We start from the raw sequence: 25,881 nt of genomic DNA, 5'->3' as shown, positions 1-25,881 counted from the left end.
AATGGGGTAGAAAATGGCGAGTATGGCACATCTTCATCTATTCCATACTTATTAATAAAATAAATTTGCACTATCGAGACTAAAAATGCAATGATAGAAAATGATAAAAAAACATAATTCATTATTCGAGTGGCATCCCTATTGTTACTATTGCCGAACAACCAAGTCCAGCACCTGTGGTTAAATTAGCTTGGCCATCAGCTTTCTGATTCATCGCATCAATAAATATTCCACCGTTGGCTCCAAAACCTAAAGCTCCACCGCATGTACCAGATGTCCCAAGCGACTCTTCGTTTGATGGTTCTGCTCCGGTATGCCCCATATAACCTTCAACTGATGCTCTGGGGCCAATACCAAATCCAACATTCCAATTTTTAACATCTGTATCGTCGCTCCAGGTAGCTCCGATACTGAAGCAAGCGAAGAAGCAGAAGCTAGCGCCACCCTGCCATGCACGGCCGGTGGGATCAAAGTTATTTACCGGGTCAGAACCCGCGTACGCATAACGATTAGCATTATTATGATCCAACGGCGCATCCAAAGAATCCTGCTGAGTCCAAACCCCCTGATTCGGATCATAAAACCGAACACCAAACAAATAACGCCCCGTACCACCACGGTCAACCAAACCAAAACGATAACGGAAAGGATCAAACACATCCCTCGGAACAACCGTGACCTTCTCATCACGAGCACCATAAGGATCAAATTCCTTATAAGTCGAGGTAGCCCCATCATCCTTCACCAAGCGGATATCAGAATCCACCGGATCAGAGATATACATATGAACACTCTTCTTATCAATATCACGCAAGAACAAAGGGTTACCCGTGACCGGGTCGTGCTCCACAAAGGCCGTTGACCCACCGTGACGGATTTTCTCAATCATGGGGTTGCCATATCGGTCATTCAAACCATGAGTGTAGACAAAGGTTCCATCTTTAGAAGACTGCTGGGCAATCAGCTGCTTCTGCGTCATACCAGCAAACGTATTAGTCGTTGTGTTGGAGCCATCTTTCAGAGTAGAGGTAACGTTCTGGTTGACCGTGTTGTACGTAAGATCAGACTGGTCTGAAGAAACGAGGTTACCATCAGCATCATACTTCCAGTTATCACTAGTGACCTGGTTTTGCGAATTGAACGTATCACCTTCAGTGATCACTTCACCCGCACCAGTGGTTTGGACAGTCTTAATCTTGTTACCCCGAGCATCATAAGAAAACTCGTACTTACCTTCAGGGCTACCAGGAGTATCAACGGTCAGGAGACGCCCTGCTCTATCGTACGTGTAAGAAGTAATCAGCTCGCTACCAGCTACAGGATTAGCAGTATACATAGCCTGAATCTTATCGACAGCACTAGTCGAGTCAACCGGACAGGACCGAGGATCTACTCCCGGAACGTAGCAGTACTTCTTTTCACTCAGGGTAATAGCACCATCAGGGTTCTGTGGGGTTACCGGAGCATTCTTAGCTTTCTGCACCTTTTCGCCAATTAGATTACCTGACCGGTCATAGTCAGAATGCTTCCAAACTTCCCAATTCTGAGCACCTGTATTAGCGTCTGCCCCGTACCAAGTATCTGTTCTACGTCCGCGATCATCAGTGGCAAACTTAATGGTCTTCTTGACCCCTGCCTCGGTGTAATCAACACTATCGAGAGTCCCACCAGGGGTGTAGTTATAGTTGTTCTGCAGACCATCCAAACTCTTAGAAATCAGCTTGCCTTCACGGTCATACTTATAGGCAATAGTGGTAGTGAGTTCTTTTTCCCCACCGATAGCTGCCTGCCATACAACCTGGGAGGTAACTTCACCACGGGTGCTGTAAGTAAAGCTGGTTTTCTGGGTCAAGGTTCCCTTAGACCAGCTGGCCACTGATGTAGTACGCCCTAGAGCGTCGTAAGTGGTCTCCTGTGAAGCATCAGGGGTGGTTGAGCCCTTGGGGTAGGAGGCTACTTTAGTCACCAGTGAAGTGTTTCCTTCATAGGTGTATCTAATGCTGCCGCCACGACCGGTAGTTTTGGTCGTTAGTCGCCCTAAATCATCATAAATGTAGGATTCTGCTGCTATTGACCCTCCGGCAGCCGGGGTTACTTTACTCAGCAGGCTCTCGGTATTGTAAAAGTATTTGGTGGGGTTACCTACATTGCCAGGTGCCGTTGCATAAGCAGGGGTTCCGTTGGGGTTGTATCCCACTTCAGCTGTAGCAGCTAGCGCATTAGTGGATTTTGCAAGGGCACCAGATGCCGCGTAGCTATAAACACTCTTATTACCACGGGCATCGGTAGATGAAGATGGTGAATACTTGGTGTTATCCGTCTGATTAGCGTAGTCAAAACTATTCTTCTCCCCATTAGCTCCTGTAGAAGAGGTCAGGGAGTTGCTGTTATTGGCTCCGTAGCTATAGTTCTCAGTTCCAGCTGTAGCACCTAGCCCGGAGGTATACGAGCCAATGTTCAGCTGAGGAGTATAGGTCGCTGACTGTGACCGGCCATCGGCATCAACCGATGAAGCGATAATCTGACCAGCAGGAGTGAGGTTGTAGGTGGTATGCGGAACATTAGCTACTGCAACACCAGGATCAGTGTTAGCGCCAGCAACTAGTGTTTTAGTACCGTCAGTGTAGTCAAAGCGGGTAATAGCTTCCACCTTGGGGGCTTCAGCTGTTCCTGGGGTAGCAACTTTGATTACTCGGTTCTTAGCATCATAGGTGATGCTGGTGTAGCCTCCACCGGCAGTGGATACCTTCGAGATGCGCCCTGCGGAGTCGTAGGCGATGGTGGTTTTTAGTCCTCTAGGGTTGGTCAGAGCGACATACTTGCCCTTAGCGCTATCAAGTTTCCAGGAGAGACGTAAGGCATCTTTGGTGGCTCCTGATCCAATCGTGTCGGTGGTGGTTCCAGGGAGCATGAAGGAATTTTTGGCTGCTGCTGGACCTTGCCAACCAGTCAGCTGGGATGGCAGCCCGTTAGCGCTGGTTACTTTGGTTTCGTTCCCATTGCGGTCAACGACTTTTTGTGGGTAGCCATTGAGGCTGAAAAATGTGGTCGATGAGGAATCCCAGGTGACCAGGCGGTATCCATCGGCTGTTTTGCTCAGGGTGTACCTTTTACCAGCGGGGCTGGCGTATATTCCTGGGGTAGCAGCGTTAGGTTTAAATACAATGCGTTCACCGCTTGAGTTTACGAACACCACGTTAGCGTTTTCAGCGAAAAGGTTTCCAGCTCCTATCGCTGCTATGCGCCAGCTATTGCGGGTTCCAGTACCTGTGGTGACGGGGGTGAGAGAATTATGGGAGAAGCTCACCCCATTGACACTCATCGTGGTCTGTAGGTTTCCGGTACCAACATCTAGTTTTCCGCTAACACCGGCCCCCATGGGGATATTTAGGGTAGTGGCTGAAGTGCGACTACCTGTGAGGGAATTTTCTTTTGCCTGAGTGGAGGCCGGTAGGTCTGCTGCTAGAGCTGGTGCCATGGTTAAGGGGCTACATAGAACACCTAGTGATACCAGAACGGCGAGCCCTTTAGAGCGTGTTAGTGTTTTCATCTTAGTATCCAAAAATCGAGTCGTAGCGATAGAGGAAAGCGCAAACAGCGTAGCGTTCAGTCATGAAATACGGTCTGTAAGTTCCATCAGACCAGCCGGTCGTAATTTTCATGCTGTAAAGCCAACTAATTTCTTTGTAGAAGGGGGTGGTTGGCGGGGTATCTGCGAAGAATGACTTGACGGGCGGAACGTAGTTGGGTTCCCCGGCCATTCTGTAAAGGAAAGGCGCTATGATGTGCCGTTCTACGATGGCATCGGGACGGAAGGTTTTATCTTCGTACCCTGCTGTCACACCTTGGGTTACCAGCCAGTTGATTTCCTTGTAGTAAGGATGGGTGGTGGGCACATCGGTGAAAAATGATTTTGTGGGTGGGGTGTAGGCAGGTTTGCCACGGTAGATATAAATCATGCGGGCAAAGGTTTTTCTGTCTATGCCTTCTGCTGGGCGGAAGGTTCCATCGGGGTAGCCCGGCAGGAGGCCTTTGTTGATGGCCCAGGTCATTTCTCTGTAGAACAAGCCTTGAGGTGTTACATCGCTGTAAGTGGCTGCCTGTACGGGTGATGGTGTTAGTGCTAGACCGAGTGCTGCAAGTGGGGTTGCAGCGAGGACGGTTCTGCGGGTGAGCATAGAAGCCCCCTCTGAATATTGTTGTGGGGTACAACACCTTCTAGAGTACTCTTCTCGATGAATTTTCCAGCAGCGACACAGCTAACTATCATATTTAAGTGGTATTTTACGAAATTATGCTTCTGGTCAGCGCAAACAGCATCCAGCACCGTGCGTAGCAAGGGCCAAAAGATGAATTCGTAAAGCAACTAAAACCATTTATTTCGTCCACCCCGACGTAAAAATCCACCGAATAACCGACTGTAGTTGTTGGCGAGAATTTTCACCCTTGACCGCCCTAATCCAAAGCCGGTGATGCCTCTTAGTGGCAAATTTACGGTTGCCACTTAGCTCAGTAAATCAAATTAGAAGACAAGTGGGGTCTCTGACCGCAAATCATGGGTTACTTTGTTCAAACCGCTACAGATAACCCAGTTACCGACGTTATATAGTTGTCCCTGAACAACCTTGAGTAACTAGGGTTCTATGCATTTTTAGGCTATAGATAACAATGGAAACCAAGGCCGCAATGAGGGCGAACCAGTGGAAGTAAGGCCATACGGATGATGTGAAAGCCTTCCAGGAGCCGTTTGCAACTATCTGCCTGTTGTCCATCTTCTTCACCTAACTTTCCCTTAAAGCACAGCACCCCGCCACTCGTGAGTGAGGCTGACAGGGTGCTCTGTTGTCTACATCATCCTGACCGTCTACAGTCCGGGGTAGTGGCGCTCGTTCTGGCCGATGTAAACCTGGCGGGGGCGTCCAATCTTACGATCGGGGTCCTGCACACCTTCGGTCCACTGGGCGATCCAGCCCGGCATACGGCCAAGTGCGAATAGTACGGTGAACATCTTCTCGGGGAAGCCCATCGCCTTGTAAATCATGCCAGTGTAGAAATCTACGTTGGGGTAGAGCTTACGCTCGATGAAGTAATCATCGTTCAGTGCCTTCTCTTCAAGGCGCTTAGCGATATCCAACAGCTCGTTGTTACCACCCATGTTTTCAAGCACCTCGTCAGCGGTTTTCTTGATAAGGCGGGCACGGGGGTCGTAGTTCTTGTAGACGCGGTGACCGAAGCCCATGAGGCGCACGCCGTCTTCCTTGCGCTTGACCTTCTCCATGAAGTCCTCGGGGCTGATGCCCTCCTTCTGGATCTGAGTCAGCATCTTCAGCACAGCTTCGTTGGCACCGCCGTGCAGGGGGCCGTAGAGAGCGTTGATGCCGGCGGAAACGGAGGCAAACATGTTGGCGTTAGCTGAACCTACCAGGCGCACCGTGGAGGTTGAACAGTTCTGTTCGTGGTCTGCGTGCAAGAGCAGCAGAAGGTCAAGAGCCTTAGCATGCACGGGGTTAACTTCGTATTCTTCGGTGGGGAAACCGAAGCACATGCGCAAGAAGTTCTCTGAGTAGTTGAGCTCATTGCGGGGGTAAATCAGGGGCTCGCCCTTGGACTTCTTGTAAGCATAAGCGGCCAGGGTGGGAACCTTGGAAAGCAGACGGAAGGTAGAAATCTCTACCTGGCGCGGATCAAAAGGATCCAGTGAATCTGCGTAGAAGGTAGACATAGCTGAAACGCTGGACGCCAGCACAGCCATGGGGTGGGCATCACGGGGGAAGCCGTTGAAGAAGGTCTTGAAATCCTCATGCACCATGGTGTGGCGGCGGATCATCAGGTCAAACTCTTCCAGCTGATTGGCGGTGGGGAGCTCCCCATAGATCAGCAGGTAAGCGGTTTCGATAAAGCTTGATTTCTCGGCTAGCTCCTCAATGGGGTAGCCGCGATAACGTAAGATGCCGGCGTCGCCGTCAATGTAGGTCACTGCTGATTTTGCGTTTGCAGTGTTCATGAAGCCGGGGTCGTAGGCTACCTTGCCAGTCTCTTTAAGCATTCCAGCTACTTCGAAGGCACCGTTACCTTCGGTTGCTTCCACAGCAGGCAGCGGCAGTTCCTTGCCCTGATAGCTGAGGGTCGCGTTGTTTTCAGTCATTGTTCCTCCTGGTGTGTGAGGTCAAACGTACACGAATCGCTAGAGAGGATTTCATAGATAGCGGCGTGGCCTTCAACCGTTGAGGGCCACACCGCACGCGTACGCATGTCATCTATGGTTCACATTACAACAGAACCATGGGTGAGGTCACATTCAGGGGACGGGCAGGGCAAAAGATTACGCCCTAATAAGACCTGTAATACCGCTGTTTATGCAGCTTTTAGACGAGCTGCTGCCTTCTCAATATCTGAGTCAGAACCGGTCAGTGCCAGGCGCACATACCCCTCACCTGCTTCACCGTAGAAAACCCCTGGACCAATGAGAATGCCCAGCTCAGCAAAGCGTTGGACGGTCGTCCAGGTGTCCTCACCAGCAGTCGCCCAGAGGTAGAGGCCGGCTTCAGAGTTTTCAACGGTCAGCCCAAACTTTTGCACCGCTGGTAGCAGTAGGTCACGGCGGGCACGGTAGAGATCCTTCTGCGCCTCCACATGAGCATCGTCATTGAGCGCAGCTGCCATGGCTGCCTGCACGGGGGCAGGCACAATCATGCCTGCGTGCTTACGAGAATTAATGAGGTTGGGCATGAGCTCTGCGTCCCCGGCGATGAAGGCACCTCGGTAGCCAGCGAAGTTAGACTGCTTTGAAAGGGAGTAGACCGAGAAGACCAGGTGCTGGCTCTCGCCGCACACCCGGGGATCAAGGATGGAAGGCACCAGCTTTCCACCGTGCTGGGTATCCCACTCCCCCCAGCCCAGCTCTGCGTAGCACTCATCAGAGGCGACCACAGCGCCGAGGCTCCGGGCATCATCAACCAGCTTCTTCAGCTCATCAACACCACGGACGATACCGGTAGGGTTGGCGGGGGAATTAACCCAGACCAGACGCACCCGGGCGCGGGTATCGGCGTCCAGCTCATCGAGAGAATCAGCTGCAACAGCAGTAGCCCCAGCCAGCTGAGCACCAATGTCATAGGTGGGGTAAGCAACGGTGGGGCGCACCATCACATCTCCCTCTCCCAGCCCCAGGAGGAAGGGCAGCCAGGCGACCAGTTCCTTAGAACCGATGGTCGGCATAACCTGCTCAACGCTCAAACCCGGCACTTCGCGGCGGCGGTCAAACCAGTCCACGATTGCTTGACGCACCTGAACGTTGCCGTGCGTCGTAGGGTAACCGTGAGCGTCAGTGGCATCAGCGAGAGCCTGACGGATGACATCAGGGGTCGGGTCAACCGGCGTACCGATGGAAAGGTTCACCAGCCCATCCGGGTGCGCCTTGGCTGTTTCCAAGTAAGGAGCCATGGTGTCCCAGGGGTAGTCGGGCAGAGAAAGGCCAAAGGCGCTCATAGGTTTTCCTTCACTAGGCTGAGTTCTGTTCTGCCTCTAGTCTACGCAAGGACGCCGCAGCGCTGCTGGTACCCGCTCGAATGCTGGCAAGGTTGCTTAGCTTAGACCCGCTGATAAGCACCGGGCCGGCAAGCCAAGGTTTACCTGCGAAGTCAAAGTAAATGAGGCTTATTCAAAAGGGTGAAACGGATGGACGCAGTAAGTGGCCAATCTGGCTCGGGACTGGTGTAAATCACCTTGTGAGCGACAGCGAACCAGTTGAGAGGATTAACTTGCCGCTACTGCGCCCATCCGCGGTTTTGATACCTTTTGAATAAGCCTCAATGGATGAAATGTAATTATTTACCGATGATTTCAGGTAGCTGCTCATACGAGAAAACCTCTACCTTGCTACCTTCTTTATATGAATTAGAGAAAACATCGTTGGGTACTTGACCGTAAAGAATATTGGTTTCAGGATATAAAATCGAAGATTCCACCCAGTCAGGGCAAAGAGGCGCGTTATCGGGGTTTTTGCAGTATGCTGTGAGCAGCCCAAGCTGAGAGTCAAATTTCATATCTCCATACTGAGCATCTACAGTAAAAACAACTCTTATCTCTCGTTCATCCTGTAGAGTACATCGCCCCCACCAGCCGCAGGTATACGTACCGGCATATGCTCTGGCAACAAGAGAATTACCCTCCCAGCTGCTTAAGGGAGACCTTCCAACTTTCTTGATAGCTTCAATGTTTCTCAAGCCGTGTTTATGATATGCCTTGTCATAGCCGAAACCCTGCTCACCATCAAAGAATCCGCGTCGAATAGGAAATTCTCCCGGAGCATTAGGATTTTTCACAGTGTCAAGGATTTCCCCTACATTGTATCCTCCAGCTGCCTGCGCTGAAACCGGGGAAAAAGCTAAGATTCCTATGGTTATAATCGAGATAAACCCACGGTATAATTTGTGCTTCATGATAGACCTCCAGGAGTTGCCGAAGAATGAAAAATCGCCTAGCCTGCATACAATGCTTTGTTGCCCAGGAGGGATACATCCCTTTAGAGGAGTTTAACCACAAAATTTACCTATTTGTAGTTTATGACACATTTTTTACTGTCATCCTTAAGAAAAAAAACCATGGACAGGACCTTCTGGCCATCCGAATCCCCTATCGCTCCACTTGCAACCAGATGAAGACCCTCTATTATGAGGTGGTGGAGCCCAGCAATTTTTCATCTACCAAAGATGGCATACTCCTATGGAGCTGCCCGCCGGAAGAAATTCCACCCTATCCTCCAGGCCTGGAGGATAGGCTGTTGACGCTTAGAACAGAGAAATTTGAGGCTGGCCCTACTAAACAGTGGGAAAGCAAAGTAATTTCAACCAACCTACATGGACAGCTTGTGCAGTCTGAGAATTTTTACAGTTAAACTCAAAAAATACTGACACCTTCAGAAACAGCTTTTACCATCAAACCGATGCATGAGCCCTCATCCCATCACACAAACACAGAGGTAGGCACCTCTAAAGCTATTCGATGAGTCACCTATCTGTATATAAAGTTAGATGGCTTTACATATTTATAGATTATCGATACACTCGCTCACCAGCTCTGTAATCATGGTTCCGTTCTGACTCGCGTACGTCTTGAGTATACTCAAATGATGCGCTTGAGCTTGCGAAGCCCTTAACTTCACCATTGGTTCAACCCCGACCAGGCCATTCCGGGCTTAAAAACAAACCCCCTCTCCTCGCCTTAGTTAGGGAGGAGAGGGGGTGGAAGCTGTTTAGTCCTGGTTCTGCGGAGGCAGGGCTGCGATGAAAGGGACGTCCTTTTCGATGAGACCCAGACGGGCAGCGCCACCGGGCGAGCCCAGGTCATCAAAGAAGTCAGCGTTAGCTGCGGTGTAGTCTTCCCACTCTTCGGGGACATCGTCCTCGTAGTAAATGGCTTCTACGGGGCAGACGGGTTCGCAGGCGCCACAGTCAACACATTCATCGGGGTGGATGTAGAGGGAGCGTTCGCCTTCGTAGATGCAGTCGACGGGGCATTCTTCGACGCATGCACGGTCTTTGACGTCGACGCAGGGCTGGGCGATAACGTAGGTCATCTCTGCCTTTCTGGGGCGCGGGTGGGCGCCGGTGCGCTGGGTAGGTTTTGGTTCGTGCTCTAGTTTATAGGGTGCACGCACATGGGGCTTATTTTTGTGGGCTAGAGAACAGTCTAGATCTGTAACCTTAGCCGCTAGCTTTATCCACGTTTGAGGCGGTAGCGGGTGGTGGCGATAAGCGACAGCGTAGCCGCGACCAGGGAACCTAGTGCCCAGAGTGTGCCAGCTATACCCGGTGGGTTGATGGGGTTGATGTAGACCAGCATAGAGTTGCCCTTGGCGTAGGCAAAGATGCTGATGAGGGTGAAGGCGGTGAAGCCAACCAGTGCAGCGGCCCAGTTTTTGCCGGTATGAATAGTAGCCCAGGTTGCAGCGAAGAAAACGGTGAGACAGCCCAGCAGAGCACCCCAAGGCACCCAGAAATCTTGGTTGATGTACCAGATCCATGAGTGATAAATGGTTCCTGAGAAACCCGCTAGCAAGCCAAGGGCTATGGAGGTAATGAGGCTATTGATAGCCCCGGGAGGCTCTTCTTCGGTCTCAGCTACGTTCTGGTCTTCGGTGAGGGGCGCCAGTTTAGCTCCCCTAATTTCATTGCCAAGAAGCCGGTAGGTTTCGACGGCTGAAATGGGTTGAGGCACCCCGTTCGAGTATTCGAAGGTGGTATCCCCGGTAATAGTGATCTGGGTGACATGCGCTGCCATAGCTTCGCGCTTACGCGCCAAATCCCCGTTGATAACAGCCTGCTGCCGGGTATCTGTTGCATCAGCGTCGCCCTCGATACCCCAGAAAAGGGTTGGTGCGGCATCCGAACCTTTAAGCAGCTCAACAGCAGCCTGTGTTGCTTCATAGGTGCGCTTGTGGTCGGGGTGCCCGTAGCCGCCGTCCGCATCATAGGTCACCAGGACGTCGGGGCGAACCTGCTTTATGAGGGCGGCAATAGCCTCAGCTTGGGGCTCTAGGGGAGTGCGAGTCAGGCAGTCGGGTGCAGCGAGGGCGTTGGCAGTAGCTCGGCCGTCCTCACCCCAGGTCATGCCAGAGTCACGATAGAGGGCAGGGGCCTGGGCGGCCCTGGCTGGCCCCTCCCCTAGAAAGGTATGGTGTTTCACGCCCAGAGCGGCTAACGCTTGGTTCAGCTCAGCGGTGCGCAGTTTGCCCAGAGCTACTCCCCCATCAGTGTTCGCGGGGTTCTCAGCTTCTAGGTGGGCGAGGGAACGGTCGATAACCTCCCCCATTTCCCCGCGGGTCATGGTCAAGAGGTGCACTTGGGCGCCAGCCTTAGCCAGGGCACCCATGGTGGCGCCTGTCGATGATGACTCGTCATCGGGGTGGGCGTGCACAAACAAAATCCTGGCCTGACTCATCTCTAAACCGTGAGGCAGAAGAGAAAACACTGCATTCTTAGCTATGTGCTCGCCCGGCTTAGGGTAATAGGGAGTAGATTCAGAAGTCATAGCCTTAAGAGTACAGGGTGCAGCGGTATGAGGTTGACCAGTGAAAGTACAGAACAGATAGCCACATCGTAGAGCTAAATCCGGTAGGTAACTAACTTAAAATCTATGTATTTTTTACCCAATAAGGTATTACACCTCTAAATTATTTTTCTTTTTTTGAGACAATAACTCCCAGGAATAGTCTCTGAGTACAATGAATAATGGGTAATAATCATGTCAAAAAAGTATTTTTAATACAGCTTTTGATTTTCTGTCTTTTAATATGCTCAGCCTGAAGTTTAGGCACATAGCCCTTTTTATGTGGAGGACCTATGAGCGAAACGCGCTCTCCCCTATCTCGCCACACCCTAACTAAAGGATCAGCCTGGGCTGTTCCAGTCGTACTCGCCAGCGCTTCCATACCTGCTTACGCGGCCTCTCCCAAGCCGACTATCACCAGCAGCACACAGTTCGGAAGAGCTACCGGCGCTAGCGCTACAGTACCCGCCTACAGCTGCAGTGGCCGATTACAAATTCAGATTTCCCAAAACTCTTCGACTTTCGTTAAGGTCGATAACATACCCACGGGTTACACGTTGAGTAACCTGGTGGCAAACTACTGGTTTCCTGTGCAATCCGGTACAACCTTTTCACGTGTCTCAGGGACCTCCACCTGCTGGACAGTCCCGACAGCGACCGGCAATAACACGGTTGTTAGCGGGTATACCTTCAGGGAATACCGGTCAACATACACTTGCCCCCTCACCTATTCTGGAACAAGCTGGGCTCAACCCTCATCCAGCAACTTCAGCTTTATCTCTTCTTGCCAGTCAGGTAGCACGCTGCCGACCTATACTTACCATTACACCCAGACAATCACGCTAACCTCCCGCACCGGTTCTGCAATTACCCTAACCAAGGACAACGGCTGGGCTAACAAGCTGGTCTAACAAGCCCACCACTTATCTGGTAAAGCAGATACAGCAAAAGGCAGGGCACCAACCTTTGTTGGTGCCCTGCCTTTTGGGTACTAGCTAGAGCTAGGCGCGTGCGCGCTTACGTGCCTCGCGGACGCGCTCGTTGGCGTCCAGCACGACCTTGCGGATGCGGATTGCCTCGGGGGTCACCTCAACGCACTCGTCTTCACGGGCAAATTCGAGGGACTCTTCGAGGGTCAGCTTGCGGGGAGGGGTCAGGTTTTCGAAGTTATCAGCCGATGCCGAACGCATGTTGGTGAGCTTCTTTTCCTTGGTGATGTTAACTTCCATGTCATCCGCACGGGAGTTCTCGCCAACAATCATACCCTCGTAAACCTCGGTGGTGGGTTCTACGAAGAAGGCTCCGCGTTCCTGTAGGTTGATCATGGCGTAGGGGGTCACAACACCTGCGCGGTCGGCAATCATGGAGCCATTGGTGCGGTACTCGATGGTGCCAGTCCAGGGCTCGTAGCCGGTGGCGTAGGAGCTAGAGATACCAGCACCGCGGGTCTCGGTGAGGAACTGGGTGCGGAAACCAATCAGGCCACGAGCAGGAACAGCGAATTCCATGCGGACCCAGCCGGTGCCATTGTTTGCCATGTTCTCCATGCGGCCCTTACGAGCTGCCATGAGCTGGGTAACTGCGCCCAGGAATTCCTCGGGAACATCGATAATCATGTGTTCCATAGGCTCGTGAACCTTGCCATCCACAACCTTGGTCACAACCTGGGGCTTGCCGACGGTCAGCTCGAAGCCTTCGCGGCGCATCTGCTCAACCAAGATCGCCAGGGCGAGCTCGCCACGGCCCTGCACTTCCCAGGCGTCAGGACGCTGGGTGGGAAGAACCTTGAGGGATACGTTACCGATCAGTTCCTTATCAAGGCGGTCCTTGACCTGACGCGCGGTTACCTTAGCGCCCTTGACCTTACCGGCCAAAGGTGAGGTGTTGATACCGATGGTCATGGAGATTGCGGGGTCATCAACCTTGATCAGGGGCAGGGGCTTGGGGTTCTCTGAGTCGGTCAAGGTTTCACCGATGGTGATGTCCTCGATACCGGCAACAGCCACGATTTCACCGGGGCCAGCTGATTCAGCGGGAACGCGCTCCAGCGCCTTGGTAGCAAGAAGTTCTGAGATACGTACGTTCTTGGTCTGACCGTCCTGGCGTACCCAAGCAACGGTCTGACCCTTCTTCAGGGTGCCGTTAAAGATACGCAGCAGCGCCAGGCGACCCAGGAAGGGTGAGGAGTCAAGGTTAGTAACGTGTGCCTGTAGAACCTCATCGGGGTTGTAGGTGGGGGCAGGGACGTGCTCAAGAATGGTCTGGAAGAGGGGTTCCAGATCTTCGTTATCGGGCAGTGCGCCGTCAGCGGGCTGGTTCAGTGAAGCAGCGCCAGCTTTACCGGAAGCGTAGACAACGGGCACGTTGAGCAGGGCGTCAATGTCTAGGTCGGGAACCTCGTCCGCCAGGTCGCCAGCAAGACCCAGCAGCAGGTCCATTGACTCGCCAACAACCTCATCGATACGCGCATCGGGGCGGTCAACCTTGTTAACAACCAGGATGACGGGCAGCTTAGCTGCAAGTGCCTTGCGCAGAACGAAGCGGGTCTGGGGCAGGGGGCCTTCTGAAGCGTCCACCAGCAGAACAACGCCGTCTACCATAGACAGGCCGCGCTCAACCTCGCCACCGAAATCGGCGTGGCCGGGGGTATCAATCACGTTAATAGTGATGGTCTCACCGTTAGCTGCGGGGCCTGAGTAGAACACGGTGGTGTTCTTGGCCAAAATGGTGATGCCCTTTTCTTTTTCAAGGTCACCGGAGTCCATGACTCGATCTTCAACGTCGCCGTGGGTTGAGAAGGCGTTGGTCTGCTTGAGCATCGCATCAACGATGGTGGTCTTGCCGTGGTCAACGTGAGCCACGATTGCCACGTTGCGAAGGTCGCTACGTGAAGCGGTGTTCTGAGTTTCAGACATGCGTAAAATATCTCGCTTTATCTAGGGTAAAAGGACGCCGGAGCGCACCGAACGCTCATTAAAGAGAGCCGGGTGCTTTTGGGCTTTCGTTCTGAGTATACCGCCCCACGGTTCAAGTGGAACTATCACGTGGAACACATGTTTATAGAGGTGCGGCGCCCCTTTCTGACTACTTGAGGTACAAGTGAGTAGAAAAGGACGCCGCCACAATAACTCATTTTAATGAGGTGGGTTACTTATCCCAGGGCTTTTCCTGTGTCTTAGGAGTAACGACGGGGATCGCACCGGTGGAAGTACGAATCTGATCGATTGCTGCTGTGTTCGCTGAGATCTGAACGTTGACCTCATCTACTGCCTTCTCAACCGCTTCTTCAACCGCTTCTTCAACCTTAGCTTCTACGGCCTTGTCGAGGGCTGCATCGAAGTGGCTATCAAGGTGCTCATCCACGCGGTCAGCCACGGAGTCCATCAGCTCTTCGCGGGCGTTGCGTCGCTGAGCGCGCACAAAGAGGCGGTGCTCAACGCTTAGTGCCTTATAGAGCGAGATACACATCAGGATGATGACAACTGAGAAGGGCAGAGCGGTCAGAATCGCGATGGTCTGAATGGCGGAGAGCGCTTCGCTACCACCCACAATAATCAGGGAGATAGAGGTTACTGCAGCTACGCAGACCCAGAAGACACGGATCCAGGTCTTGGGCTCGGGTGAGCCGTTGGTGGACAGCATACCCAACACCAGAGCGCCTGAGTCAGCCGAGGTCACAAAGAAGACGGTAATCAGCAAGACTGCACCAACGGTTAGAACAACACCGCCGGGCAGGTTGCTGAACATCTCAAAGAGAGCGTGCTCAGCGGAGACGCTGCCGTCAGCATTCCTGAGGGTCTCGCCACTGAAGAGCTCCTGGTGCAAGGCGGTGCCGCCGAGCACAGAGAACCAGAAGAAGGAGGTTAGGGCAGGGACCAGCAGGACGCCGGTGACGAACTCACGCACGGAGCGTCCCTTGGAGACGCGGGCGATGAACATGCCCACGAAGGGCGACCAGGAGATCCACCAGCCCCAGTAGAAGGTGGTCCAGGCAGCCTGGAACTGTTCGCCGTCCACGCCGTAAAGGGCCAGGGTTTCGAAGGTCATGGCCACAATATTTTGTAGGTAGTGACCGAGGGAACCGATGAACTCGCGGAAGATGAAGAGGGTGGGGCCGACCAGCAACACAAAGATACAGACGATAGCCGCCAGAATCAGGTTGCCGTTTGAGAGCCACTTCATGCCCTTCTCCAGGCCGGTGACTACTGAGAAGAGGGTGATTCCCATGAGCACCAGGATGATGCCAATTAGCCAGAGGTTACCCTCAGCCGGAATGTTGAGGTAGCCAAGACCCGCTGCAATCTGCATCACGCCCAGCCCAAGAGAGGTGGCGACACCGAAGAGGGTGCCCACCAGGGCAACAATATCAATGAGGTTACCCCAGTTGCCGGTGACACGGTCGCCCAGCAGCGGCTTGAGGGAGTAACGAATAGAGAGGGGCTGTTTGAGGCGGTGAGCTGAGTAGGCAATCGCAAGGCCCACAATTACGTAGATAGCCCAGGGGTGTAGTCCCCAGTGCAGGAAGGACTGGCTCATGGCCGCCTGCGCTATCTGCTCTCTACTGCCGCCTTCTACACCGGGGCGGGGGTCAACATAGTGCATCAGCGGTTCGGTCGCGCCGTAGAAGACCAGGCCGATGCCCATACCAGCAGCGAAGAGAAAAGCAAACCATGTGGTGAAGGTGTAGGCAGGCTCGTCGTCATCATCACCCAGTTTGATGTCACCCATGCGGGAGAACCCTAAGTAGAGGGCAAAAACCACGAAGAAGGCGACGATGGCAACGTAGTACCAACCAAAGTAGTTGATGACGTCCGTCTGCAGGGCGTCAAAAATTGATTTTGCACGTTGAGGGAAGGCTATAGTCAGACCAACGAAAAGCACCATGATGGCTGCGGCGGGCCAGAAAACCTTGGGAGCAAGATTGCCCTCACGCATATTTTGACGCTGCTCTTTACTCAGGCCTCCCTTCCGCAGGTCTACGCCCGCACCGGGCGGGGTTTGGTTCTGAGAAGTAGTCATGTATCTATTCCTTTAGTATGCAGTCTGTATGTTTGTCGTCGTCTTTACACATTAAAAAGTGCCCTCCCCTGCCCCTTGGCTTAGGTCTCGAGGTTGAGGCACACACTGGCACCAACCATAACACTACTGATAATTTCTGGCTAGAATTTACCGTCAAAACCACAAAAAACCACACGAAGAACATCAAAATCCCACCAATCCAACATAAGATGGAAATAAGTACCCCATAACAGCAAGGGAGATGCAGGCACATGTCTGTTAACACCATCGTTGACCCCGTCACCACCACCGCGTGGAAGGCACTGGACGCTCACAGCCAGGGTTTGGATGCCAACCTACGCACCTGGTTTGAGCAGGACGCCCAGCGCGCCAGTAAGCTCAGCTTCACCGCCGCAGATTTGCACGTTGATCTTTCCAAGAACCTCATTACTGATGAAACACTTGACCTGCTGATGAAGCTGGCAGGCGAAGTTAATTTAGAAGACCGCAGGGCTGCCATGTTTGCCGGTGAGCACATCAACACCACCGAGGACCGCGCCGTCCTGCACACGGCACTGCGCCGCCCTGCTGATGCCCAGCCCCCGCTGATCGTGGACGGTCAGAACGTGGATGAGGACGTCCACGAGGTTCTTGCTAAGGTCTACGACTTCGCGGACCGTGTACGTTCAGGTGAGTGGACTGGCATCACCGGCCAGCAGATTGAAACCGTGGTTAATATCGGGATTGGCGGCTCTGACTTGGGCCCGGTCATGGTCTACGAAGCTCTCAAGCCTTACGCTCAGCCCGGCTTGACCGCTCGTTTCATCTCCAATATTGACCCCACCGACGCCGCTGAGACCGTGGCTGACCTGGACCCAGAAACCACCCTCTTCATCGTTGCTTCCAAGACCTTTGGCACTCTGGAGACCCTGACCAACGCACGTGTCTGCCGCGAGTGGTTGCTGACCAACCTGCGCGAAGCCGGTGCGCTGGAAGGTAAGGAGGAGAAGGACGCCGTTGCAGCCCACTTCGTCGCCGTCTCTACCGCCCTGGATAAGGTCGCTGATTTCGGTATTGACCCCGAGAACGCTTTTGGTTTCTGGAACTGGGTGGGCGGCCGCTACTCCGTTGACTCAGCTATCGGCACTCCCCTGGCGATCGTGCTGGGCCCCGATGTTTTTGAACAGTTCCTGGCTGGCTTCCATGCTATGGATGAGCACTTCCGTACCGCTCCCCTGGCAGAGAATGTCCCTGCTCTCATGGGTCTGCTGAACATCTGGAACGTTAACTTCTTGGGCGCTGAAACCCACGCCGTCCTACCCTACGATCAGTACCTGCATCGTTTCCCCGCCTACCTGCAGCAGCTGACCATGGAATCCAACGGTAAGTCGGTACGCGCGGATGGCACCCCCGTCACCACCGAGACCGGTGAGGTTTTCTGGGGTGAACCTGGCACCAACGGCCAGCACGCCTTCTACCAGCTGATTCACCAGGGTACCCGCCTCATCCCCGCTGACTTCATTGCCTTCGCCAACCCGGTGCACTCCACCAAGGACGGTGAGCAGGATGTTCACGAGCTCTTCCTGGCTAATTTCTTCGCTCAGACCAAGGCACTAGCTTTTGGTAAGACCGCTGAGGAGGTACGAGCAGAAGGAACCGCCGAAGAGATCGTACCCGCACGTGTCTTCTCTGGCGACCGCCCCACCACCTCCATCATGGCATCTCAGCTGACCCCCTCAGTTCTGGGCCAGCTCATTGCCCTCTACGAGCACATCACTTTCGTGCAGGGCACCGTCTGGGGCATCGACTCCTTCGACCAGTGGGGCGTAGAGCTGGGCAAGCAGCTCGCCCTGCAGCTGGCACCCGCTGTGGGCGGTGACCGCGAGGTCTTAGCTCAGCAGGACTCCTCCACCAAGGGTCTGATTGAGTTCTACCTGAACAACCGCAAGTAAACGCTCAGTCACAGGTAGCTAAACCTAAAAAGGTGCCCGGTTCGCAAGAACCGGGCACCTTTTGTCTAGCAGTGCGTGTCTAGAGCTTTTCGGCAACCCAATCCTGGGCGGCGGTGGCCGGGTTAGCCTTTTCTTCGCCCGAAACGCGGGTGTTGAGCGCAATCAAATCCTCGGTGGTGAGTACCGCTGAGACCTCATTCAGCACCTGCGCTGCGGCATATGAGACAAGCTCGCCGTTGATGACTGGCAGTACCTGCTGGGGCAGGAAGTTGTTCTTGGGGTCTTCTAGCACGACCAGGTCGTTGGCGATGATGGCTGGGTCGGTGGAGAAGAGATCAACGATTTGCACCTGGTCATCCAGCAGTGCCTTGACGGTCAGGGGGCCGCCACCATCGTTGATGGGCTCAAAAGATTGCGGGGTGAAACCGTAGTTTTTTTCTAGCCCGGGCAGCCCGTAGCCTCGCTCTGCGAATTCTGGGGGTGCACCTAGCACCAGTTGACGGTTGTGTTCTGATAAGTCATCCAAGCTACGCAAGCCCAACTCCTCCGCGGTCTGGGAGGTAATCACCATGGAGTCTTTGTTCTCCGCGGTTGAGGGTTTCAGGGCAGCTAAGGTCTCACCCAGTGCTTGGGGCAGGGCAGCAATAATCTCTTCAGCGGTGACCGCGGTGCTTTGGGCATCGAAGTAGAGCAGAAGATTACCGGAGTAGTCAGGGACCACGCCCACCGACCCTTCTTGCAGGGCACCGATGTAGGCTTCTCGGGCGCCTATAGCGGGGCGGGTTTCAGCTGATATGCCCCGCTGGTTGAGAGCCGCCGCGTAGATTTCGGCGATGATTTGGGATTCGGGAAAGTCGGCTGACCCAACGATGATGGGCCCGCCCTGGGCACCGGTCCCGAAGGCTGTTTCCCCGGAGATGCCGCAGGCGGTCAGGGCGCTGACGCTTGCCCCGACGCCCAGGACGCCAAGGAACCGGCGTCGGTTCAGGGAAGTGGTGTTCAAAGAAATGTTCATGAGGGTGTCCTAGGATGTTCCGGCGGGAGTCGTGAGGCGTTGTAGACCTGCGAGCAGGAGATCTACCAGCAGGGCGAGGGCAGCGACCAGAAGAACCGCGCCCACCATACGGGAGTAGTCGCGCACGGCTAACCCGTCAATGAGGAAACGACCCAGACCACCCAGGTTGATATAGGCAACGATGGTGACGGTAGCAATCACCTGTAAAGCGGCGTTACGGATTCCGCCGAAGATGAGGGGCAGGGCTAGGGGAATTTCTACCCGACTCAAGATCTGCCATTCGGTCATTCCCTGGGCACGAGCGGCGTCCACGGTGATTGGATCTACTGCTGCAATTCCGGCGTAAACCCCTGCCAGTAAAGGTGAGATGGCAAGAATGACGAGCGCTGCGATGGGAGCCGTGAGCCCCAACCCCAGCCAGAGAGCAAACAGGGTCAGAAGGCCCAGGGTGGGCAGGGCACGCAGGGCACCGGTGAGCGCAACCACCAGGTTTTCGCCTTTACCGGTGTGACCCACTAAGAGACCCAGGGGAAAAGCGATGAGGGCTGCAAGGATGATCACCAGCGCAGAGTACCCCAAGTGTTCTGTGGTGCGCTGGATGATACCGCCGGCACCTGCCCAGGTGCCCTCAGCAGTAAACCAGGCTGCGGTGCTTTCAAAGATATTCATGCTTTCCTCCAGCGAGTATTCCAGGCGCCTAGGGCTGCGAGCACTCGGTCTAGGACGAGGGCGAGCAGGACGGTGCCAATGATGCCCACGATAATTTCAGCGGGGATGTTGCGGCGTAAACCGTCGGTGAAGAGAGTGCCCAGGGACTGAATGCCAATAACGGCACCCACCGATACCATGGAGATATTAGAGACCAGAGCCACCCGCAGACCGGCGACCATGACGGGGATAGCCAGAGGCAGTTCAACCATCCAGAAACGCCTGACCGGGGTGTAGCCCATCGCTGTAGCGGCCTCTAGGGTGATGGGCGAGACGGATTCGAAGGCGTCAACGGCGCTGCGCACCATCATGGCCAGCACATAGAGCGAGAGCGCCACGTAAACGTTGAGCAGGGAGGTTATCGAGGTGCCCAGGATCAGGGGCATGAGTACAAAAAGTGCCAGCGAAGGGATGGTGTAGAGCAGGGCAGCAGAGTTAATAACTGTAGCCCTGCGCACCTTGCCCCCGGTCGTACTCAGTTCTGTGGAACGGCCGTCGCGGCGGCGTCCTACCGCCAGGCGGGCCAAGGGCAGGGCAAGCAGTGTGCCAGCCACCAGCGGGATGAGCGCCTGCAGTAAATGGAGAGCCGTTAGCTGCGCTACGTAGTCGAGGTTAGAAGACAGCCAGTTCACGCGCCAACTCCGTATCGACGCTGGCGTTCGGTTTCCGTAGCGTCCAGAACGTCATCGGATTTAAGCAGGCCCAGCAGTTTGCCCTTATGATCCACAGCAACACCCCAACCTGAAGGTGAAGACAGTACCGAGTCCAGGGCATCGCGCAGGCTAGCTCCTTCGCGGTAGAGGGAGCCGCCGGGGATCAATCGCCCGTCCAAGAGCCAGCCAGCGGGTTTACCGTCCTCAACCTTCAGCTGCCAGTTCTGCCACGGGGTCTCTAGAGCGTGAAGGGAGTGAATGGTGACATCGGATGCTGAGGCAAAAGTCAGGCGACGCATACCACGGTCGCGGCCCACGAAGGAGGCCACGAAATCATCGGCAGGCTGACGCAGGATTTCTTCGGGTGTGCCAAACTGGGCAATACGCCCGCCGCGAGCAAAAACTGCTAGCTGGTCACCCAGGGTGATGGCTTCGTCGATATCGTGGGTAACAAAGATGACGGTCACCCCCAGCTCACGTTGCAGACGTAGCAGCTCATTTTGCAAATCGCTGCGCACCACCGGGTCAACGGCGCTGAAGGGCTCGTCCATTAACAAAATTGAAGAGCCGGAGGCCAGGGCTCGGGCCACGCCCACACGCTGAGCCTGACCGCCCGATAGCTGGGCGGGGTAACGTTTCGCGAAGGACCGGTCCAACCCCACCCTCTCCAATAGCTCTAGTGCCTGGGCACGAGCTTCTTTGGTAGAGACCCCTTTGAGCACAGGAACGGTAGCGATGTTATCGACGATGGTGCGGTGGGGCATCAGCCCTGCCTGCTGCAGCACGTAGCCGATAGACCGCCGCAGCTCGTGCGCGGGGCATCCAGTGTTGGGCTGGCCGTCCACCAGAATCTCGCCTCTGGTGTGCTCCACCATGCGATTAATCATGCGTAGGGAGGTAGTTTTACCGCAACCTGACGGCCCCACGAAGACGGTAATTTTTCCTGCAGGGACGCTCAGGCTGAGATCATCGACCACGGTGTTCTCACCATAGGTCTTGGTGACGTTCTTGAATTCGATAGCGGGAGGTATAGGCATGAAAGCCGCCTTATCGGTTGGTGAAGGTTGGGGATCAGTTGGATGGATCTGTGGGCTGGTAACGTTCTGGAGTTTTCTAGATGACATAGTTCCCTTCTTTGCCTTCGGCCCCTGCCCCCATCAACAATCCGGCCAGGGGCCCGGCAAGGAGATAGATGCCTTGGGCTGAGAGTAACAGCAAAATAGCAAGTAGGGTGTCGAACCTGCCGATATTGAATCAAAGATTATCAATAGAAGCCATCGCCATGGTGTGGCACTCTACTTCGCTTCCTTCGCGGTGATGAGCGCTGACTGCTCAATCATGCCAGCGAGCTGCCCCTCGGCGAGAGTGGGTAGCTCGCCGCTTTCTACTCCACCAGTATCAGCGTGAGCGCGGATGAGCTCGCCGGCGTCCTGCTTGAGGGTTTCTGATGCATGATCGGGGTGAGAGAGCGGAATATGGATGAAGCCAGCTGGAATACTGCCCTGGGTAGCGTGCATCAACTCGTAAAAGATGTGGTTGCAGACGAAAGTCCCGGCTGTATAGGACAGTTCTACCGGCAGCCCGGTTCTGCTCAGTTCCTCATAAATGGTGCGGGTGGGCAGAGCAGAAAAGTAGGCGTCCGGCCCATCGGGCCGGATAGGAGTATCGGTGAGCTGGGCACCGGCGTTATCGGCGATGCGCGCTGCATCTAGATTGATAGCCACTCGTTCTAGGCTGACCTTCTCCCGCCCAGCCGCCACACCGAGGCTGATAGCAATATCGGGCTCATATTCATCTAAGGCTTCGCTGAGCACCCGGCTAGAACCGGCAAATTCAACCGGTAGCTCCTTAAGATGCACCGTCAAATCTGGGGCGCTGACGGCAAGCAGGTCAGCAGCCCGGCGGGCAACTACCCGGGTGGGATTGTAGGGCACCCCTTCAAAGGCACCGAAATAGGTGAGCAGTAGCGTGGCCATCTCTATCTTTCCGTATGATTTATGGGGCTGGTTTGGGTAGGCTGGTGAGTATGTCTGAGAAAAATCCTACCCCCAGCTTCGTCTATGAGACCCTGAGTGACGATACCCCCGATGCTCTTGCCGCAGGCGGTTTCACTGAGGACGAGCTGGCCGACGAGCGCCGCACGCCTGCCTTTGCTGAAGAGGTAGGTTTTGGGCGCGCTGTTCGGCTTTTTTACCGTCATTACTGGAATGACCGTGGCACGGCGTCCGCTTCTGAGTTTCGCTGGGCCATGATTTACGTGGTGGTAGGCACCGTGCTCTATATCGGCACCACTTTGCTTCTGAACCATTTCGTGATCCCTGCTGATGCGTCCTCACTGGTGCGCACCCTCTTTATGCTTTTTGTCATCACTAACCCCTTGTGGTTAGCAATCAACATTGCGCCGACGGTTTCTCTGATTAAACGCCGGCGCAATGCAAAAGAAGGGCTTTAGCCCAACAGTTCAGGTGCCTGGAACTCCTGCCCACCCAGGTGCTGCGCCAACCAGGCGCCAAAGACCTGATACCAGAGACGGGAGTTACCCGGCTTGAGAATCCAGTGGCCCTCGTCCGGGAAGTAGAGGTATTTGTGCCCCAGCTCCGGTGAGTGGTGCTGCAGATCAGCCCAGAGGTGGTGTGCCTGGCCGATGGGCACGCGGTAGTCCTTATCGCCGTGAATGACTAGCATGGGCGCAGCAATGGTAGCAGCGAACTGGCGCGGTGAGATACTATCGCCTTCCCCACCATCGCTGAGTTTCCACTCGTGCCAGGCACCGTTATCAGAGACAAAGTACATAGCCTGGTAATCCCAGATGGACGCGTGGGTGACGTAGCACTTGAAGCGGGTGCCTGCCTGCCCAGCCACCCAGTTAGTCATAAACCCACCGTAGGATCCGCCAGAGAAAGCAACATTATCGCCCTGAATATCGGGGCGGTCAGCTACTTCTTCGACCACCTGCAGGATGTCCCGGTAGGGGGTGCCCCCCAAATCGTCCCCACCGCGGTCAATCATCTTCTGTCCGTAGCCGGTGGAGATTGCCGGGTCTGGCATCAACACGGCGTAACCAACCTGGGTGAAGTACCAGGGGTTCCAGCGGTAGCTCCAGGAGTTCCAGGAGCCCCAAGGCCCACCGTGGGCAAAGACTAGCAGGGGCAGCGGGTCAATCTTTTCATCGTTGGTTTCTGGCAGGGCCAGGAAGCTGGTCAGCTGGGTGCCATCCTCAGCGGTACTGGTGAGACGCTCCAGACGCCCGGGAGCGCGTAGTTCCTCCGCGGGAGCGGCCAAGCGGGTGACCTCACCGGTGGCAGGGTCAATACTGACCGGGTAGGCAGAGTGCTGGTGACTATTTTTCAGAGCCACCAGTTGCCCCCTGTTGTAGGCAAGGTGGGAGAAGTAGCTGGCGCCATCATCAACCAGGGCGCGGGTTTCGCTGCCGCCGATACTACCGGTAAAGATAGCGGTTGCCCCCAGGTGATCGGTGACGAAGGCGTAGTCGGTATCCGTTAGCCAGACCAGGTGAGAGGACCAGCGGTCCAAATCGCTGGACAACTCGGTGAGATTCGCGCTGGCTAGGTCGTAGTAGTGAGCGTTGAGCTTAATGGACTGGCCCGGTTGCCAGCGGCGTACTTTCAAAATTTCTAGCCCGGTACCGCCGGGGTTGAAGCTCCCGGGGTCGTAGTCATGGGTGCCGTCTGCTGCTGCGATCTGCTGGGGCTCTTTGCCGCCGTCCAGGTCTAGTAGCCAAACGCTAGAGCGCTGGTAAATACCGCGTTCTTTGGTTTCCACACTGACTGCCACCAGTTTGCCAGTGGGGCAAACAGTGAAGCCGCTGAGTTGAGCGCGGGGGCCGCCGGGTAGTTCTATGCGCCGAGGTTCGCCGTCACCGTCTTTGACGAAGAGGGCGGGGACGCCGGTGCCCAAGTCATGATCCCAGTAACGGGTGGGGAACTCGGTGTAGAGCACCCCGCTGGTGCCGGTTTTCTTCCGTGAGTCCAGGGTTGATGCCTGCTCTTCCAAGCTACCGCGGTGGGCTTTGGCGCTAAAGATATAGCGGGTTCCCTGCTCGCGCTCGCGCACCACTAGGGAGTCGATACCGCCGGGGTACGTAAAGACCAGTTCGGGTTCGCCTTGCTCAGGCAGCCGGTAGACTCCCTTGACGCTCTCGGAGTCGGCCTCGTCCACGTCTTTGTCTAGACTCAGGTAGAGCATCCCTTTATCGGTAACGGTGAGGACGCTGGCCCCGGAGTCGGGTGCGGTCAGCGGGTAGGTGCGCCCACTGTGACCCGTATTCTTTTCTAGTGCCCAGAGGCGGGGGCGGTACTTGGCGCCGTCCTTGTTAAGGGTATTGATGGTCAGCACAGGGTTACCCTCGCGGCCTGCGGTCAGGGAGACCATGCGGGGGTGTTCAATCAGTTGGGTCAGGTAATCGGTGTTGTGCGGTGTTTCTGTCATGCCTACCAAGTTACCCGCTAGTGATGCTGGCCTCAATGTCCACCGGCTACGCATCAAGCAGAGTGAGCGCGCAGCTGATTATTCCAGGGGTCCATGAAGTTCAGCGACTGCCCATCAAAAGTGGTAGCAATGCCCTTGTATTTCAGGCGGTCAGCCAGAGTATCGAGCGCTCCCTCCCCCGGTAGGTGAAGATTCACCACTCCTAGGCCCAGGGTGTTTTGGCGAGGGCTGGCACCCAGAGAATTCCAGACATTCATGGCCATGTGATGGTGGTAGCCACCAGCAGAGACAAAGACCGCAGCGTTACCCAACCCGGCAGTGCGCTCAAAGCCCAGGGCATCAACATAGAACTGTTGAGCAGTAGCCACATCCCCCACCTGCAGGTGCACGTGACCCACGGTGCCTGCGTAGTCTGCGGGGGTCTCTGCCGCCAAGGCGATCTGCTCATCGGTCAGGTGTTGGCGAATAAATTCAACGGGGTCAATATGGAGAGTATCCATAGCAACCTCACCGTTGGACCACTGCCACTGGTCGCGGGGACGGTCAATGTAGAGTTCAACTCCGTTGCCCTCTGGATCAGCAAAATAGAAAGCCTGGGAAACTAGGTGGTCGCCTGAACCTACATATCGGTTGCGGTAGGAGGTCAAGCCTCGAATGAGTGACTTGGCGAGATCCTGCGGGGTGTCAAAGAGAATTGCGACGTGGAAAAGGCCGGCTTCAGTGCGGGCAGGGGCGCGCAGGGAAGGGTCATGCTCGAGGGTCACTAACACCTGATTGCCCAAACCTAGGTGGACGCCGGGTAGGTCAGAAGTCAGTTCAACTAGACCTACGCCGCGGGTGTAGTAGTCATAGACAGCTTTTAGGTCTTTGACGCGCAGGCGGACAGTGCCCATGGTGGTATTTGCTGGCAGAAGGTGAGTTCCATGCGAGGCTTCAGTCATGGCGGGGGCCTTTCAAAAACATTTACTTTACTTGTAAAGTATTTCCTAGAAAATTGTAACCGTCAACCCCTCACCCTAGAGAAAAGGGCAGCCCCCAAAAAGTTAATTTCTTTCCG

19 protein-coding genes are annotated in these 25,881 nt (G+C 54.9%); 3 read left to right on the top strand and 16 right to left on the bottom strand.

Annotated features, from left to right (window positions below):
* Positions 1 to 121: 121 nt before the first annotated feature.
* From VVR27_RS09930 to VVR27_RS09910, 5 genes are all read right to left on the bottom strand, one after another.
* Positions 122 to 3,478 (bottom strand): RHS repeat domain-containing protein, encoded by a 3,357-nt coding sequence (locus VVR27_RS09930; RefSeq protein ID WP_368548198.1) that lies wholly within the window; start codon positions 3,476 to 3,478, stop codon positions 122 to 124.
* Between the two features lie 73 nt (positions 3,479 to 3,551).
* Entirely contained in the window at positions 3,552 to 4,178 is a 627-nt protein-coding gene (locus VVR27_RS09925) for an S-layer homology domain-containing protein (protein WP_368548196.1), read from the bottom strand.
* Positions 4,179 to 4,864: 686 nt separating this feature from the next.
* On the bottom strand, positions 4,865 to 6,145 hold the full coding sequence (locus tag VVR27_RS09920) for a citrate synthase (protein WP_368548194.1): 1,281 nt from the start codon (positions 6,143 to 6,145) through the stop codon (positions 4,865 to 4,867).
* A gap of 209 nt (positions 6,146 to 6,354) precedes the next feature.
* Complete coding sequence (gene dapC / locus VVR27_RS09915; RefSeq protein ID WP_368548192.1) at positions 6,355 to 7,488, bottom strand: succinyldiaminopimelate transaminase; 1,134 nt, start codon at positions 7,486 to 7,488, stop codon at positions 6,355 to 6,357.
* Positions 7,489 to 7,826: 338 nt separating this feature from the next.
* Positions 7,827 to 8,441, bottom strand: coding sequence for a hypothetical protein (locus VVR27_RS09910; RefSeq protein WP_368548191.1), 615 nt, complete (start codon positions 8,439 to 8,441; stop codon positions 7,827 to 7,829).
* A gap of 26 nt (positions 8,442 to 8,467) precedes the next feature.
* Between VVR27_RS09910 and VVR27_RS09905 the strand changes: the two genes are divergently transcribed.
* Positions 8,468 to 8,896, top strand: coding sequence for a hypothetical protein (locus tag VVR27_RS09905; RefSeq protein ID WP_237202135.1), 429 nt, complete (start codon positions 8,468 to 8,470; stop codon positions 8,894 to 8,896).
* A gap of 357 nt (positions 8,897 to 9,253) precedes the next feature.
* Here VVR27_RS09905 and fdxA read toward each other — a convergent pair whose 3' ends face one another.
* From fdxA to VVR27_RS09885, 4 genes are all read right to left on the bottom strand, one after another.
* Complete coding sequence (fdxA, locus tag VVR27_RS09900) at positions 9,254 to 9,577, bottom strand: ferredoxin (RefSeq protein ID WP_237202136.1); 324 nt, start codon at positions 9,575 to 9,577, stop codon at positions 9,254 to 9,256.
* Positions 9,578 to 9,717: 140 nt separating this feature from the next.
* Entirely contained in the window at positions 9,718 to 11,031 is a 1,314-nt protein-coding gene (locus VVR27_RS09895; protein ID WP_368548189.1) for a PIG-L family deacetylase, read from the bottom strand.
* A gap of 1,019 nt (positions 11,032 to 12,050) precedes the next feature.
* On the bottom strand, positions 12,051 to 13,964 hold the full coding sequence (gene typA, locus VVR27_RS09890) for a translational GTPase TypA (protein WP_368548187.1): 1,914 nt from the start codon (positions 13,962 to 13,964) through the stop codon (positions 12,051 to 12,053).
* Positions 13,965 to 14,196: 232 nt separating this feature from the next.
* A complete protein-coding gene (locus VVR27_RS09885; protein ID WP_368548186.1) occupies positions 14,197 to 16,068 on the bottom strand; it encodes a BCCT family transporter in 1,872 nt (623 codons plus the stop codon).
* 251 nt (positions 16,069 to 16,319) lie between these two features.
* Here VVR27_RS09885 and pgi point away from each other — a divergent pair, with 251 nt between their 5' ends.
* A complete protein-coding gene (gene pgi / locus VVR27_RS09880; protein ID WP_368548185.1) occupies positions 16,320 to 17,999 on the top strand; it encodes a glucose-6-phosphate isomerase in 1,680 nt (559 codons plus the stop codon).
* 79 nt (positions 18,000 to 18,078) lie between these two features.
* Here pgi and VVR27_RS09875 read toward each other — a convergent pair whose 3' ends face one another.
* The 5 genes from VVR27_RS09875 to VVR27_RS09855 all read right to left on the bottom strand — a co-directional run bounded on the left by VVR27_RS09875 (position 18,079) and on the right by VVR27_RS09855 (position 22,351).
* Positions 18,079 to 19,014, bottom strand: coding sequence for an ABC transporter substrate-binding protein (locus VVR27_RS09875; protein WP_368548184.1), 936 nt, complete (start codon positions 19,012 to 19,014; stop codon positions 18,079 to 18,081).
* 9 nt (positions 19,015 to 19,023) lie between these two features.
* The gene (locus VVR27_RS09870; protein ID WP_237202142.1) at positions 19,024 to 19,683 is read right to left on the bottom strand and encodes an ABC transporter permease; all 660 of its coding nucleotides are present in this window, start codon (positions 19,681 to 19,683) and stop codon (positions 19,024 to 19,026) included.
* Complete coding sequence (locus tag VVR27_RS09865; protein WP_368548182.1) at positions 19,680 to 20,354, bottom strand: ABC transporter permease; 675 nt, start codon at positions 20,352 to 20,354, stop codon at positions 19,680 to 19,682. Before VVR27_RS09865 ends, VVR27_RS09870 begins: the two co-directional genes overlap by 4 nt.
* Complete coding sequence (locus VVR27_RS09860) at positions 20,351 to 21,412, bottom strand: ABC transporter ATP-binding protein (protein WP_368548181.1); 1,062 nt, start codon at positions 21,410 to 21,412, stop codon at positions 20,351 to 20,353. The genes VVR27_RS09865 and VVR27_RS09860 overlap by 4 nt, the downstream gene beginning before the upstream one ends.
* Positions 21,413 to 21,670: 258 nt before the next feature.
* Positions 21,671 to 22,351, bottom strand: coding sequence for a pyroglutamyl-peptidase I (locus tag VVR27_RS09855; protein WP_368548179.1), 681 nt, complete (start codon positions 22,349 to 22,351; stop codon positions 21,671 to 21,673).
* Positions 22,352 to 22,401: 50 nt separating this feature from the next.
* Between VVR27_RS09855 and VVR27_RS09850 the strand changes: the two genes are divergently transcribed.
* Positions 22,402 to 22,827 carry a hypothetical protein gene (locus VVR27_RS09850; protein ID WP_368548178.1) on the top strand — a complete coding sequence of 142 codons (426 nt, stop codon included), beginning with the start codon at positions 22,402 to 22,404 and terminating at the stop codon, positions 22,825 to 22,827.
* On the opposite strand, the gene VVR27_RS09845 is transcribed toward VVR27_RS09850, so the two are convergent.
* Positions 22,824 to 24,824, bottom strand: a complete 2,001-nt coding sequence (locus VVR27_RS09845) for a prolyl oligopeptidase family serine peptidase (RefSeq protein WP_368548177.1) — start codon at positions 24,822 to 24,824, stop codon at positions 22,824 to 22,826. The genes VVR27_RS09850 and VVR27_RS09845 overlap by 4 nt on opposite strands.
* Before the next feature lie 53 nt (positions 24,825 to 24,877).
* Positions 24,878 to 25,765, bottom strand: coding sequence for a VOC family protein (locus tag VVR27_RS09840; protein WP_368548176.1), 888 nt, complete (start codon positions 25,763 to 25,765; stop codon positions 24,878 to 24,880).
* Positions 25,766 to 25,881: the final 116 nt, after the last annotated feature.

It is taken from the genome of Rothia sp. LK2492 (assembly GCF_040946345.1).
GTDB lineage: Bacteria > Actinomycetota > Actinomycetes > Actinomycetales > Micrococcaceae > Rothia > Rothia endophytica.
The sequence above is the reverse complement of the archived record's forward strand: the minus strand, read 5'-3'. Positions and strand labels throughout refer to the sequence as shown.